The organism is Amaricoccus solimangrovi (assembly GCF_006385685.1).
GTDB classification, from domain to species: Bacteria; Pseudomonadota; Alphaproteobacteria; order Rhodobacterales; family Rhodobacteraceae; genus Amaricoccus; species Amaricoccus solimangrovi.
The window spans coordinates 1-14,247 of the sequence record NZ_VFRP01000047.1; the positions used below are offsets into that span (position 1 = coordinate 1).

At 58.7% G+C, this 14,247-nt stretch carries 9 protein-coding genes; all 9 read left to right on the plus strand.

What is annotated here, in order from left to right:
* Positions 1–470, plus strand: a 470-nt coding sequence (locus FJM51_RS21945) for an integrase core domain-containing protein (protein WP_233713225.1), incomplete at its 5' end; no start/stop codon positions are given.
* A gap of 790 nt (positions 471–1,260) precedes the next feature.
* Positions 1,261–1,434 (plus strand): methylation-associated defense system helix-turn-helix domain-containing protein MAD1, encoded by a 174-nt coding sequence (gene mads1, locus FJM51_RS21950; RefSeq protein ID WP_233713226.1) that lies wholly within the window; start codon positions 1,261–1,263, stop codon positions 1,432–1,434.
* Positions 1,434–3,839: a type I restriction-modification system subunit M gene (locus tag FJM51_RS21955; protein ID WP_140456261.1), complete on the plus strand. Its 2,406-nt coding sequence runs from the start codon at positions 1,434–1,436 to the stop codon at positions 3,837–3,839. Before mads1 ends, FJM51_RS21955 begins: the two co-directional genes overlap by 1 nt.
* The gene (locus FJM51_RS21960; protein WP_140456262.1) at positions 3,833–5,095 is read left to right on the plus strand and encodes a restriction endonuclease subunit S; all 1,263 of its coding nucleotides are present in this window, start codon (positions 3,833–3,835) and stop codon (positions 5,093–5,095) included. Before FJM51_RS21955 ends, FJM51_RS21960 begins: the two co-directional genes overlap by 7 nt.
* Positions 5,092–7,044, plus strand: a complete 1,953-nt coding sequence (locus FJM51_RS21965) for a GmrSD restriction endonuclease domain-containing protein (RefSeq protein ID WP_140456263.1) — start codon at positions 5,092–5,094, stop codon at positions 7,042–7,044. The genes FJM51_RS21960 and FJM51_RS21965 overlap by 4 nt, the downstream gene beginning before the upstream one ends.
* Positions 7,041–10,091 carry a type I restriction endonuclease subunit R gene (locus FJM51_RS21970; protein WP_140456264.1) on the plus strand — a complete coding sequence of 1,017 codons (3,051 nt, stop codon included), beginning with the start codon at positions 7,041–7,043 and terminating at the stop codon, positions 10,089–10,091. Before FJM51_RS21965 ends, FJM51_RS21970 begins: the two co-directional genes overlap by 4 nt.
* A complete protein-coding gene (locus FJM51_RS21975) occupies positions 10,091–10,795 on the plus strand; it encodes a M48 family metallopeptidase (RefSeq protein WP_140456265.1) in 705 nt (234 codons plus the stop codon). Before FJM51_RS21970 ends, FJM51_RS21975 begins: the two co-directional genes overlap by 1 nt.
* Positions 10,796–10,879: 84 nt before the next feature.
* Positions 10,880–11,650: a Hachiman antiphage defense system protein HamA gene (locus tag FJM51_RS21980; RefSeq protein WP_140456266.1), complete on the plus strand. Its 771-nt coding sequence runs from the start codon at positions 10,880–10,882 to the stop codon at positions 11,648–11,650.
* Positions 11,637–14,231: a DEAD/DEAH box helicase gene (locus FJM51_RS21985; protein WP_140456267.1), complete on the plus strand. Its 2,595-nt coding sequence runs from the start codon at positions 11,637–11,639 to the stop codon at positions 14,229–14,231. Before FJM51_RS21980 ends, FJM51_RS21985 begins: the two co-directional genes overlap by 14 nt.
* Positions 14,232–14,247 lie beyond the last annotated feature (16 nt).

Sequence of the window (14,247 nt, forward strand, 5' to 3'; positions counted from 1 at the left end):
ATCAGTCCAGGGCATCGGATCTCCGTCAGTCTTCGCAAACCGACGTGAATCACAACCCTATGATATCGCTCAACTCATTTCGGGTCCGGCTCTCAAACACGATGGACACCGAGCTCTGCATTGAGGCGCTGGAGGATGCCTTTCGGCTTCACGGACGGCCCGAGATCTTCAACACGGATCAGGGCAGCCAGTTCACCAGCCCGCGCTTCACGAAGCCCTTGCTGGACGCGACGGTGAAGGTCTCCATGGACGGCCGAGGACGCTGGATGGACAACGTCATGATCGAACGGCTATGGCGATCCTTGAAGTATGAGTGCGTGTATATGCAGGCCTTCGAAACCGGGTCCGCGGCCCGGGCAGGCATCGGCAAATGGATGACCTTCTACAACACAGAGCGCCCGCATTCGGCACTCGGAGGCAGAACACCGGTCAAGGCCCATCAGGGCCCTGACCTTCAGGCGGCAGCATGATCAACAGGCAAGCTTAGCAGCGCCGCAAACCTGTCCGGGAAATGGGGACCACCTCAGGCCGCGCCTGCGGGCAGGATAACAGTCCTAAAACGAGGGCGACAGCCCGACCGTTCCAAGTGTAAGAAGTGGAGCGGGGCAGCTTGCTGCGTCGCACAATTCCTTTGTACTACAAGCATTTCCTGCGGCGAAAGCCGGAGCAGCAAGATGTGTTTTGTAATACAAAACCATCTTGTCAAGGGGGCCCGCTGCGCGCCCCCGTTGCATCCCCCCGGCCTGTGGCTCCGTCAGGGCATTGAGCCCATTCCGGAGCCATCAAGCGTTTCGCCGCTTGACCACGAGCGGGAGATTTCACTCTCCCTGCACCCATCGACACAGGGGGCGTTCCTGCCCCCGTGACCCCTGACCATTTCATGGAGATGCCTTCGGCAGGACCGTGGAAGGGAGCTTTCGCGCTCCCTTGCCCAGGACCCATCCCATCGACCAAGGGGCCTTCGAGCCCCTGTGGGACCCTGACCAACCCTGCGCGGATTGGATGCCGTCAGCGCGTCGGCGCTGAACCCGATCAGGGGGCTATCGCGCCGCCCTGAACCCACTCGCAGGGCCTGGAGATATGCCTCTCCACCTGCACCGGACCATGCACAACCGTACGCCCGATTGAACGGCGCGACTTCCCCGGGCCGGGTAGACGCGCCCCAAGGTCAGCACAATTCATCGTTGTTCCTTCCGCAATTTTCCCGTATTTTCAACGCGGGATTCGCGCGAGTCATGGAACGCCATGTCATCCGAGATTATGACCATCCGCGAGGTGGCGGAGTATCTCAAACTCAATGAGAAGACCGCCTACCGTTTAGCAGCGGAAGGAGAGATACCCGGCTTCAAAGTCGGGGGATCATGGCGGTTCAAACGGCAGGACATCGAGCGCTGGATCGCCCAAAAAACAACAGAGCAGAAAGACGAACGATAATGGCCCGCAAGAAGTCTGAGATTTACGCGTCCCTCTGGGCGAGCTGTGACGAACTTCGCGGTGGCATGGATGCGAGCCAGTACAAGGACTACATCCTCACTCTGCTCTTCATCAAATACGTCAGCGACAAGTACGCGGGCCAGCCCTTCGCCCCGATCAGCGTGCCGGATGGAGCGGGCTTCAAGGACATGGTGGCGCTCAAAGGCAAGAGCGACATTGGCGACCAGATCAACAAGAAGATCATCGCACCGCTCGCCGCCGCGAACCAAGCACTTAACCAGGCCGACTTTCCTGACTTCAACGAAAGCTCGAAACTCGGAGACGGCAAGGAAAAGGTCGAGCGACTAACGAATCTTATCGCCATCTTCGAAGACAAAGCACTCGACTTTTCGAAAAACCGCGCGGACGGCGACGACATTCTCGGCGACGCCTACGAGTATCTGATGCGCCACTTCGCCACCGAGAGCGGCAAGAGCAAGGGGCAGTTTTACACGCCCGCCGAAGTAAGCCGCATCATGGCTCAGATCGTGGGCATCAAGCAGGTGAAGGCAACCCACGACACCACGGTTTACGACCCGACCTGCGGCTCCGGCTCGCTGCTGCTAAAAGTCGGCGATGAGGCCGGGACGAAGGTCTCGCTCTACGGGCAGGAGAAGGACTCCGCTACGAGCGGTCTCGCCCGTATGAACATGATCCTACACGACAACCCTCTCGCCATCGTCATGCAGGGCAACACGCTCACCGATCCCAAGTTCAAGGACGGCGACCGGCTGAAGCAGTTCGATTTTGTTGTCGCCAATCCGCCGTTCAGCGACAAGCGCTGGAGCACCGGCCTCGATCCGCTCAACGATCCTTACGACCGCTTCAAGTCCTTCGGCGTCCCGCCCGCGAAACAGGGCGACTACGCCTACCTTCTGCATATCGTACGTTCGTTGAAGAGCACGGGTAGCGGGGCGTGCATCCTTCCGCACGGCGTCCTGTTCCGGGGAAATGCAGAGGCAGAGATTAGGAAGTCGCTGATCCGCAAGGGCTACATCAAAGCGATCATCGGCCTGCCTGCGAACCTGTTTTACGGAACCGGCATCCCGGCCTGCATCGTCGTCGTGGACAAGAAGGACGCCACTGCCCGCAAGGGCATCTTCATGATCGACGCCAGCCAGGGCTTTATAAAGGATGGGCCGAAGAACCGGCTGCGCAGCCAGGACATTCACAAGATAGTCGATGCAGTTGCGAAGACCGCGACCATTCCCGGTTTCTCCCGCATGGTGCCGGTCGAGGAGATCGAGAAGAACGAGTTTAATCTCAACCTCCCGCGCTACATCGACAGCCAGAAGGCCGAAGACCGACAAGACATCGATGGCCATCTTCGCGGTGGCATCCCGCAGGCCGATATCGACGCACTCAGCGCGTATTGGGCGGTCTGTCCGAAGCTGAATGCCGCGCTCTTCCGCGAGTGCCGTCCCGGCTACGTCGATCTTGCAGTGGACAAGGCCGCGATCAAGCAAACCATATTCGACCATCCGGAATTCACCGCGTTCACGTCCGGGATGGCGGCGCATTTCGAGGCGTGGCGGAAGCGCACGGCGGAGAAGCTGAAAGCACTGACACCTGGCTTCCACCCCAAGGACGTTGTCTTCGAGATTTCGGAGGACCTGCTCGCCCACTACACGGGCAAGCCGCTTATCGACAAATACGACGTGTATCAGCACCTCATGGACTACTGGGCCGAGACGATGCAGGACGACGCCTATCTAATTTCCGCTGATGGCTGGAGGGCGGAGACCTACCGCATTATCGAGAAGGACAAGAAGGGTAAGGAAAAGGACAAGGGCTGGACCTGTGACCTCATCGGGAAGGAGCTGATCGTCGCGCGATTCTTTGCGAAGGAACAGGCGGAGATCGACGGGCTGATCGGGAAGCTGGAAACCGCGAGCGCCAGGCTTGCCGAACTGGAGGAAGAACATGGCGGCGATGAAGGGGCGTTCGCCGAACTTGATAAGGTTAATAAGGCGAACGTCACCGCGCGCTTAAAGGAGATCAAAGGCGACAAGGACGCTGCCGATGAAGCCGCCGCACTCAAGGCATGGCTTGAAGCGTCGGAAACGGAGACTGCAATTAAGAAGCGGATAAAGGGCGCCGAGACCGCCCTCGACGCGAAGGCGCTAGCGCAATATCCGAAGCTAACCGAGGCAGATGTCAAAATGCTGGCAGTCGATGACAAATGGCTTAGGAAAATTAACGATGACATTGCGGCCGAGATGGACCGGGTAAGCCAGGCCCTGGCGGGCCGCGTCCGCATACTCGCCGAGCGCTATGAAATGCGGATGCCCGACCTCGCCCTACGCGTCGCCAATCTCGAAACCACGGTCGAGCAGCACCTCAAGAGTATGGGGTTCGCATGGTGAATGTTGCGCTAGCCAATGATGAGACTGTCTTGTGTGCCTACAAGCAGTCGGACATAGGCCCGATTCCAGCAGACTGGCGATTGGAACCGATGGCCAATCTTGGTCAGTCGCTGGCTGGCCTCACTTATTCCCCTTCTGACGTGCGCGAGAGCGGCACCCTTGTTCTTCGTTCCTCGAACGTTCAAGAGGGCCGCCTTTCTTATGTCGACAATGTCTTTGTGCAGATGGAGATTCCTGGGCGGGTATTGGTCCGCGAAGGAGATATCCTAATCTGTGTACGAAATGGTAGCCGTGAATTAATCGGGAAATGTGCAAGGATTGATCAGAACGCAAATGGTATGGCGTTCGGCGCTTTCATGGGGGTGTTCAGATCATCGATCAATGACCTAGTCTTCTTTGCGTTTCAATCTTACTATGTGCAGCGTCAAATCCGCGAGCATCTTGGTGCGACGATAAATCAAATCACGAACAAAAGTCTAAATTCTTTCTTGATTGCGGTTCCATCAACCGAGCGAGAGGTGCGCAGAATCGCCGGGGCGTTGTCGGATGCGGATGCGCTGATCGAGGCGCTAGAAACCCTCATCGTCAAAAAGCGCGCGATTATGCAAGGCGCGATGCAAGACCTGCTCTCAGGTCGCAAACGACTACCAGGATTCAGCGCAAATTGGGAAACGCTGCCACTGTCCAGTATTTGTACGAAGATACAGGACGGAACCCACTTTTCGCCAAAGACCGGAGGTGGGGATTTCCTTTACGTTACGTCCCGAAATATCGCACGTGGCTTTCTGGACTTACGTGACGTTGAGACGGTCTCGCTCGCAGAGCACCAGAAGATTTATGGTCGATGTGATACTCGGAAGGGCGATATCCTTCTAACTAAGGACGGAGCTAGCACCGGCAATGCAGCAATAAATATGATCGACGAACAAATCAGCCTTCTGTCAAGTGTAGCTATGCTTCGCCTCGACGAAGCAAAGCATTCAGCGGATTTCTTCCTGCAACAAATCTTAGCCGAAGAAGGGCAAAAGCAAATTAGGGACATGATGAGCGGCAATGCGATAACTCGTCTGACGTTGGCAAAAATAAAGGCGTTGAGATTCCTAGTTCCACCGCGCAGCGAACAATTGGCAATTTCGGATGTCCTAACCTGCATGAAAGATGAAATCTTTGCGCTTGAGGCGAAGCTCGCGAAGGCCCGTCAGATTAAGCAGGGCATGATGCAGGAATTGCTGACCGGGAGGGTACGGCTGGTATGAAAATCTCGACAATCCTTGACCATATCGACAACGGCCACATGGCGCTGCCCGAGTTTCAGCGCGGCTATGTCTGGAATCGCGATCAGGTGCGGGGGTTGTTCGACTCTCTCTATCGCCGTCATCCCGTCGGCGGGCTTCTTGTCTGGGCGACGGAATCTACGACCGCCTCGCATCGCGGCGACGGGCCGCTCGCGCCCGGCATAGTCAAGCTGTTGCTCGACGGTCAGCAACGCATGACCTCGCTCTACGGCGTTGTGCGGGGGAAAGCTCCGAAGTTCTTTGATGGCAATGCGCTGGCTTTCAGCGGGCTGCAATTCAATCTCGAAACCGAAACCTTCGCCTTCTACCAGCCGATGAAGATGAAGGACGATCCGCTCTGGGTGGACGTCAGCGAGCTGATGAAGGCGGGCAATGCCGGGCTTGGCGGGTTTGTCTCGCGCCTTAGCAGCAACCCAGCAACTGCCGCCGGAGTAGGCGACTACGTGGCGCGCCTGAGCCGCCTGCTCGGCGTGACGGAGATCGACCTGCATATCGAGGAAGTTACGGGTGCGGATAAGACACTTGATATCGTCGTCGATATCTTCAACCGCGTGAACAGTGGCGGCACCAAGCTTTCAAAGGGCGACCTCGCGCTCGCTAAAATCTGCGCCGACTGGCCCGATGCGCGCGATGCGATGAAGGCGAAGCTCAAGGAATGGAACAGCGCAGGTTACGACTTCAATCTCGACTGGCTGCTGCGATCCGTGAACACCGTCCTCACGGGCGAAGCGAAATTCCTGTACCTGCACGACCGCAGCGCCGAGGAAATCCAGGGCGCTTTGAAGCGCGCGATCAAGCACATCGATACCTCGCTCAACATGATCGGCGGGCGGCTGGGCCTTGACCACGACCGCGTGATCTTCGGGCGCTTTAGCGTGCCGGTGATTGTGCGGTTCCTTGATCAGCACAACGGATCGCTGAACGAGAAGGAGCGCGATAAACTGCTCTTCTGGTTCGCCCAGTCGGGCATGTGGGGCCGATATTCCGCATCGACTGAGTCGACCATCGACAAGGACCTGGAGGCGCTGAACGGCGAAGACGGCGGGCTCGACAAGCTGCTCGAGACTTTGCGGCTCTGGCACGGCGGGCTGCGGGTCGAACCGGAGCATTTTACCGGATGGAGCCTGGGCGCGCGCTTCTATCCCGTCCTCTATCTTCTTACCCGCATGGGTGAGAGTCGCGACTGGGGGACCGGCTTGGCGCTAAAGGCTGGTCTGCTCGGCAAGATGAGCAAGCTGGAAGTGCATCACATCTTCCCCAAAGCACAGCTCTACAACCACGGCTTCAAACGCGCCGAGGTTAATGCGCTCGCCAATTTCTGTTTCCTGACAAAGGACACTAACCTCAATATCAGTGACCGCCTGCCCGAAGAATATTTCGCAGAAGTTGAAACGGCGCACCCTGGCGCACTGGCATCTCAGTGGGTGCCGATGGATCGCGAGCTGTGGAAGATCGAGAATTTCCCCAGCTTCCTAGAGGCCCGGAAGGCGCTGCTGGCGGCGGAGGTCAACAAGCGCATGGAAGAGCTTCTGCATGGCGACACACGATGGCTCGCGGGTCCTCCCGCTCCCGCCCTCGCGCCGGCACCCGTCCCGGGCGGCATCACTAGCGAGGACGAAGAGCAGGAGCTGGAAGCTATCAATGCGTGGATGGAAGAAAGTGGCCTGCCGCAGGGCGAGATCGCGTTCGATTTCGCCGATCCGGAGACCGGGCAGCAGCGCGCCGTGTTCGATCTCGCATGGCCGAACGGTATACAGGAAGAGCTAAGCCAGCCAGTGGCGCTTCTCTTGAACGAAGGCAGCGACGTTCTCGCGATTGCGAGCCAGGCAGGGTTCCGGTGCTTCGTCTCCGCCGATGAACTGCGCCGCTACGTCAAATCTGAAATCCTCGCCGAGGAATTGGCGGCATGAATGTCGTCGGCAAGCCGGAGCGCGCGACGCAGCGCCGAGTCATCGAGCTGTTCCGCGACGAACTTGGCTACCACTATCTGGGCGACTGGACCGACCGGGATCACAACAGCAACGTCGAAGAGGGCTTACTTGCCGCCTATCTGAGGCGCGCTGGCTACAAGGATGCACAGATCAGTGCCGCTACCCGCAAACTTCAGATCGAGGCCAGCAATACGGCCCGCAGCCTCTATGACAACAATCAGGCTGTCTACGGGCTGCTGCGCTACGGCGTTTCCGTGCAAGTCGAGGCCGGGCGACCTTCCGAGACCGTCAAGCTCATCAACTGGGAAAATCCTGCCGCCAACGACTTTGCTATCGCCGAGGAGGTGACACTGCGCGGCGGCTTCGAGCGCCGCCCCGATCTGGTTCTCTACATCAACGGCATCGCGATTGGGGTCATCGAGCTGAAGAACAGCCGGGTCACCATCGGCGACGGCATCCGCCAGCTTCTTTCCAATCAGCGCCCGGAGTTCAACGCCGCTTTCTTTTCGACAGTGCAGATCGTCTTTGCCGGGAACGATACCGAAGGGCTGCAATACGGAACAATTGGAACTCCCGAGAAGTACTTCCTCAAGTGGAAAGAGGACGAGGCGGACGACAGCTGTTATAAGATCGATAAATATTTCCTCAAAATCTGTATCAAGGATCGTCTGATCGAGCTGCTGCACGATTTCGTGCTCTTCGACGCCGGGGTGAAGAAGCTTCCCCGCGTCCACCAGTATTTCGGGATCAAGCTCGCCCAAGAGCATGTCCGACGCCGCGAGGGCGGAATCATCTGGCATACGCAAGGGTCAGGCAAGAGCATCGTCATGGTGCTGCTCGCAAAGTGGATTTTGGAGAGCAACCCCAATGCCCGTGTCGCCATAATCACCGACCGCGATGAGCTGGATAAGCAGATCGAGAAGGTCTTCAGAAACATTGGCGAAGACATGTTCCGCACCAAGAGCGGTCGCGGGCTAATGACCGCGCTTTCCAAGGCGACGCCGCGTCTGCTGTGCTCCCTCGTTCATAAGTTCGGCCAGCGCGGCGTCGACGATTTTGATGCCTTCATCAAGGAGCTTCAGGCGCAGCCGAGCCAGACGGTCGGCGAGGTTTTCGTCTTTGTGGACGAATGCCACCGGACGCAGAGCGGCAAGCTTCACAAGGCAATGAAGGCCCTGATGCCCAATGCCGTATTCATCGGCTTCACAGGGACCCCGCTTCTCAAGAAGGATGCCCAGAGCAGCCTCGAAGTGTTCGGGCGCTATATCCACACGTACAAATTCGGCGAGGCCGTCGAAGACGAGGTTGTGCTCGACCTGATCTATGAAGCCCGCGATATCGACCAGCGTCTTGGCTCCGAGGACAAGATCGAAGCCTGGTTTGCCGCCAAGACCAAGGGACTGAACGACTGGCAGAGGGATGAGCTGAAAAAGAAATGGGGGACGATGCAGCATGTGCTGAGTTCGCGCTCCCGCAAAGAGCGCGTCGTCCAGGACATCATCTTCGATTTCAGCGTGAAGCCGCGCCTTTCAAGCGAACGCGGGAACGCTATCCTTGTAGCGGCCAGCATCTACGATGCGTGCAAGTACTTTGAGCTTTTTCAGAAGACGCAGTTCAAGGGCCGCTGCGGCCTCGTCACCTCCTACAACCCCGTCACGCAGGACGTTACTCGCGAAGATACGGGCGCGAACACCGAGTCCGACAAACAGCTAATCTACAACACCTATACCGAGCTGCTGAAGGACGTCACCGCCAAGCCCGGCATGACGAAGACGGAAAGCTATGAGGAGGACGCGAAGACCCTCTTCATCGAGCAACCGGCGAATATGAAGCTGCTGATCGTGGTCAGCAAGCTTCTGACTGGCTTTGACGCGCCTTCATGTACGTATCTCTACATCGACAAGTCGATGGAAAATCATGGGCTGTTCCAGGCAATCTGCCGGACGAACCGCCTTGACGGCGACGACAAGGAATTCGGCTACATCGTCGATTACAAAGGACTGTTGCAAAAGGTCGAGAAGGCCATCGCCGTCTACACCTCCGAGATCGACATCAACGCGGGCGGAGCCGATCCGGCGGTTCTGGTCAAAGATCGACTCGAAAAAGGCAAAGAGAGGCTGGACGAAGCGCTCGAAGTCCTTGCTCTGTTGTTCGAGCCGGTCGAGCCACCGAGGGGCGAGCTGCAGTATATCCGGTATTTCTGCGGAAATACCGAGATCGCCACGGACCTTGAGGAGCGCGAGCCGCAGCGGGCTGCTCTCTACAAATCGACGGCCAGCCTAGTGCGTGCCTATGCCGGTATCGCCGACGAAATGGAGGAAGCGGGCTACTCAACTGAGGACATCAAGCAGATCAGGGCACGTGTCGCCGAATGCATAGACATCCGTGACACCGTGCGCCGCGCTGCCGGTGAAATTCTAGACCTAAAGGCCTACGAGGCCGACATGCGGCACCTCATCGATACTTACATTGAGGCCGACGAGCCCCGAAAGATATCCCCGTTTGACGATATCAGCCTGATCGACCTGATCGTGAAGTCCGGAATAGCGGATGCCATCGCTGCCCAGTTGTCGGGGCTAGGGGGCAATCGCGAATCCATTGCCGAAACAATTGAGAACAACGTTCGCAGCAAGATCGTAAAAGAGCGCCTCAACGATCCGGACTTCTTCGACCGCATTTCGGCGCTCCTTGAAGAGATCATTCGCGACCGGCGAGCCAAGGCCCTTGACTACGAGGCCTACCTCAAGCGCATGGCCGAAATTGTGAAGACCCTTGCCGAGGGGAAAACCGAAGATACCCCGGCACGCTTGGACACGCCCGGCAAGCGCGCCCTATACAACAACCTCGCCAAGGATGAAGAACTCGCCCTGCGCATCGATGCCGCCGTCAAGACCTCTCGTTCGGACGACTGGCGAGGCGTTGAAGCCAAGGAGCGCGCCATCAAGGCAGCCCTTTATAACGAACTTCAGGACAAGGACGAGGTTGAGCGCGTCTTCGTCATCATAAAGGCGCAGCGTGAATACTGATGATAACGGAACTGGACATCGATGATGTGATCGTTGATGTCGTTTTCAAAGACATCAAGAACGTGCACCTCAGCGTTTATCCACCGACAGGCCGGGTTCGCGTCTCCGCGCCCTGCGCCATGAATTTAGAGACCGTGCGCCTCTTTGCCCTGTCCAAGATCGGGTGGATCAGAAAAAACCAGAGGAAGATCAGGGCGCAGGAGCGCGAGACGCCGCGCGAGTTTGTCGAACGTGAAAGCCACTACCTTTGGGGCACCCGTTATTTGCTGCGCATCGAGGACCACTACGACCGGGCCGACGTTCTTGTAGGACACAAGACTATCGAGCTGAATGTGCCGAAAGGGGCGACCTTTGAGCAAAAGCGCGATCTCTTGCTCGGCCTGTATCGCGACGCGCTGCGCGCTGCCAGCAAGCCGGTAATAGCGCAGTTCGAGCAACAGCTTGGTGTGGAGGTCGAGCGCGTTTTCATTCAGCGCATGCGAACCAAGTGGGGCAGCAGCAACCCCGCGAAGCAGTCAATACGCCTTAATCTTGACCTTGCGCGGTTCGAACCTGAATGCCTGCGCTACGTCATCCTTCATGAAATGGCGCATTTCCTGGTGCCCAACCACAACGCGCATTTCATCGCACTTCTGGATCGAAACATGCCGGAGTGGCGTCCCGTCCGTGCGAAACTCAATTACGGCCCGCTGGCCGAGTTTTGAGCGGGGAGTTGTTGCGTTATGGGAGACGATCTACAGAAGCCAATCGGCAATTGAAATACGAAGAAAAAAGCTGAAGTAATAGCTATGATTGAGAACTGGCTGGACATCGAAGAAGCGGAGTACGGTGAACTAAAGCGCCTGTTTGTGCTTTCCGAGATAAATGGTGGCCGGGTTGCGGTTCAGGCCGATCTTATCGAACGGGTTCGCGCGCACTACGACGATCCCCGTCACATTGCGGATGATATCGCCGAGCTGGGCTTTCCCGGCGCTGCGGCCATTCTGAGGGAGAGACTGCCCACCAATCTGAAAACCCGGTCTGGGGAAGTAGGAGAAATACTGGCAACGGAGTTTATGGAACACCAGACTGGGTTCCGCATTCCCGTCCGCCGTCTCCGCTACAAGGACGGGCGCGAAATGGCGCTTCGTGGCGACGACTTCCTCGGTATCGAGCAAGGTGGCGAGCGCCTGCGATACCTTAAGGGCGAGGCAAAAAGCGGTCGGACGATGAGCGCGGGTGTGATTACCACCGCACGCACCAGGCTGAATGACGACGAAGGCCGCCCCACGCCGATCTCCCTCCTTTTTGTCGCGGACAGATTGCTGGAAGGCGGCGCAGAGGACGAGGCACTCGGCCGCCAAATCCGGAATGCGGTCGGCAGGGGCACGATACGGGCGCGGGATGTCACGCATGGCCTCTTCACTCTGACAGGCAACGATCGGCGCGCCGATCTCGAAGCCGACCTTGTCGGTGCAGACGATACTCATAGCCATGTTTCCGTAAATCTCCGGATCAACGATCACCGGGCTTTCATCGCCTGGGTCTACGAAGAGGCGGAAAACCTTGGAAACGATTGAGGAGCTTCAGGAATTCATCGGCGCGGTTTCGCAGCCGAATATCCGGGGGCGGCTCCTGGCGCGGGGTGAGGCCCGCGCGATCATCAGGCGCGAAGGCCAGCTTCCTGATGGTGCTCCGGCTTTTGCGGCAAGTCTCGATACTGACCTTTCCGAGTATGGCTTCTCGCTCCTCAGAGCGTCGCTCGCGCTCTGGGAACGGCGGGAGGGCGATGCGGCGATCTGGCGGGAGGGTTTCCTGGCGGCAGGCAATGCCTTCGAGGCGCTCGTCCGGAACGGCTCACCTGCAACTCCGCAGCGCGGATTCTGGCGCGTGATGGGGGCGGCCTCGTACCATCTGGCAGGATATGCGGCAATGGCGTTTTCGCTCATGGCGCAGGCCGAGGAAGACCCGAACCTCGCCCCCGCCGAACGCGCCATCGTGCGGCTTCTTCTCAGCGATCTCGGAGCACTGCGCAGCGAGGCCGAGGCGTGGCTTCGCAATCCGGAACATAGCGACAATGGGGTTCAGGCCGGTATGGCCGATGAACGAGGCGACTTGGCAGATGATCGGGGCGACGTCGACGATGTGTTTTCGATCATTCTCACAACGGCTGTTTACCGGGCCTTTTCTTTCTTTGAATTCGCACTGCTGACGGGTGATGCGGCATTGCATGAAGAGGCGATGTCCATTCTCAACCGCGGGCTGCGCGTCGCGAATGCCGTCGGCGCGGTATCGCTATGGTGGATCATTCGCGTTGCCCGGAACCTCATTGATGATCTCTGGAGCAACAGCCTTCACCGGGTGCTGCCGGACATCGGGCCTGATGGCGCGGACGGCTATGCCGCGCTTCGTGAAATGTTCCTTGCCTCGCTTTACGCTAGGAAGACGGCAGAGGTCGAGCTTTGGCCGTCACAGATCGGTGCCTCGCGCCGCGCAACCGACCTGACCGACGATCTCGTGGTTGCCCTGCCGACAAGCGCCGGAAAGACCCGCGTTGCAGAAATCTGCACTCTGATGTCGCTCAGCGCGGGGAGGCGCGTGTTGCTCGTGACCCCGCTGAGAGCGCTGTCCGCACAGACCGAGCGGTCGTTTCGCAAGACATTCGGCCCGCTCGGGTTCTCGGTCTCTTCCCTCTACGGTGCGAGCGGTGCAATGCCCGGAGACCAGGACGCCCTTCGTTCCCGTGACATCGTCATTGCGACACCGGAGAAGCTGGACTTTGCACTAAGAAGCGACCCGCAATTGATCGATGACGTTGGTCTGATCGTGCTCGACGAGGGCCATCTGATCGGGCCGAGCGAGCGCGAACTTCGCTATGAAATCCTTGTTCAGAGGCTTTTGCGCCGTGAGGATGCGGGTGAGAGGCGCATTGTTTGCCTGTCCGCTATCCTGCCAGACGGCGAACAGCTCGACGATCTGACTGCGTGGATGCGGAGCGACGCTGAGGGAGAAGCGGTGAAGTCGGTCTGGCGTCCAACACGCCAGCGCTTCGGGACGCTGGCGTGGGGCGGACAGGGCGCGCGCCTGACCTTCGATCTTGACGATGACGGGCCGTTCATCCAGAACTTTGTTGAACAGCAGCCACCTATCAGACCCCGGCGGACGCCCTTCCCGAGAGACAATCCCGAACTGACCATCGCCGCAGCATGGAAATTCGCGGGCGAGGGCAAGCGGACTCTGGTGTTCTGTACGCAGCGCGATCATGTCGAGAGCTACGCTGAGCGTATTGTTGATCTTGCCCGGCGGGGATTCGTTCGCCCGCTCCTTCAGGACGGGGCCGCGACCGAGCGGGCGAGGTCGGTCGGGGCCGAGTGGCTTGGGCCAGAGCATCCTGCCGTCCAGTGCCTCGCCTTGGGCGTTGCCATTCACCACGCGCGCCTCCCCAACCCGTTCCTTCGCGAGGTCGAACGGCTGCTCAATGAGGGCGTCCTGACCGTGACGGTCGCATCGCCGACTCTTGCCCAGGGGCTCAACCTCAACGCGGCAGTCCTGCTTGTCCCGACCTTGTATCGCGCGGGGACTCCGCTGACCGGCGAGGAGTTCGCTAACGTTGCGGGCCGTGCCGGACGCGCTTTTGTCGATCTCGAAGGCCTGGTCATCCATGTCATGTTCGAGCCGCTGCGCTGGCGAAGGCAGGCATGGCGCGACCTTGTAAATGCATCGAGGGCGCGGATGCTTGAAAGCGGGCTTATGCAGATCGCCAGCGAAATCCTCAACCGTCTGGCGCGTAGCGGGACGCTGAACCGCGAGGACGCCTTCGAGTATCTCGCCAACAACCGAGACGCCTGGAATATCCATGTCGACGAAGAGGGCGACGAGCCGTTCGAGCTGCTTCTCGAAAAGCTTGACAATGCGATTTTCGGGCTGGTCGAAGCACTGGACGCTGATGACGCAGACCTGCCGCGATTGATCGACGAAGCCCTGAACGGGTCGCTCTGGGCACGCCAGCTTGCCCGCCGAGAAGACGATTTACGCGAGCGCCAGCTTGAATTGTTCAGGGCAAGATCGGGCCTGATCTGGTCTCAGAGCCGGACTCGAAACTCTACGCGCCGTGCCAATACCTTGCGAGGCGCCTGGTCAGGACGCGGATATGGGCGATGAATATCCACGCCTCGGC

Bases quoted from the DNA above. Each gene is read 5' to 3' on its own strand.
- mads1 (WP_233713226.1), top strand. From the start codon at position 1,261: ATGACCATCCGCGAGGTGGCGGAGTATCTCAAACTCAATGAGAAGACC.
- FJM51_RS21955 (WP_140456261.1), top strand. From the start codon at position 1,434: ATGGCCCGCAAGAAGTCTGAGATTTACGCGTCCCTCTGGGCGAGCTGT.
- FJM51_RS21960 (WP_140456262.1), top strand. From the start codon at position 3,833: ATGGTGAATGTTGCGCTAGCCAATGATGAGACTGTCTTGTGTGCCTAC.
- FJM51_RS21965 (WP_140456263.1), top strand. From the start codon at position 5,092: ATGAAAATCTCGACAATCCTTGACCATATCGACAACGGCCACATGGCG.
- FJM51_RS21970 (WP_140456264.1), top strand. From the start codon at position 7,041: ATGAATGTCGTCGGCAAGCCGGAGCGCGCGACGCAGCGCCGAGTCATC.
- FJM51_RS21975 (WP_140456265.1), top strand. From the start codon at position 10,091: ATGATAACGGAACTGGACATCGATGATGTGATCGTTGATGTCGTTTTC.
- FJM51_RS21980 (WP_140456266.1), top strand. From the start codon at position 10,880: ATGATTGAGAACTGGCTGGACATCGAAGAAGCGGAGTACGGTGAACTA.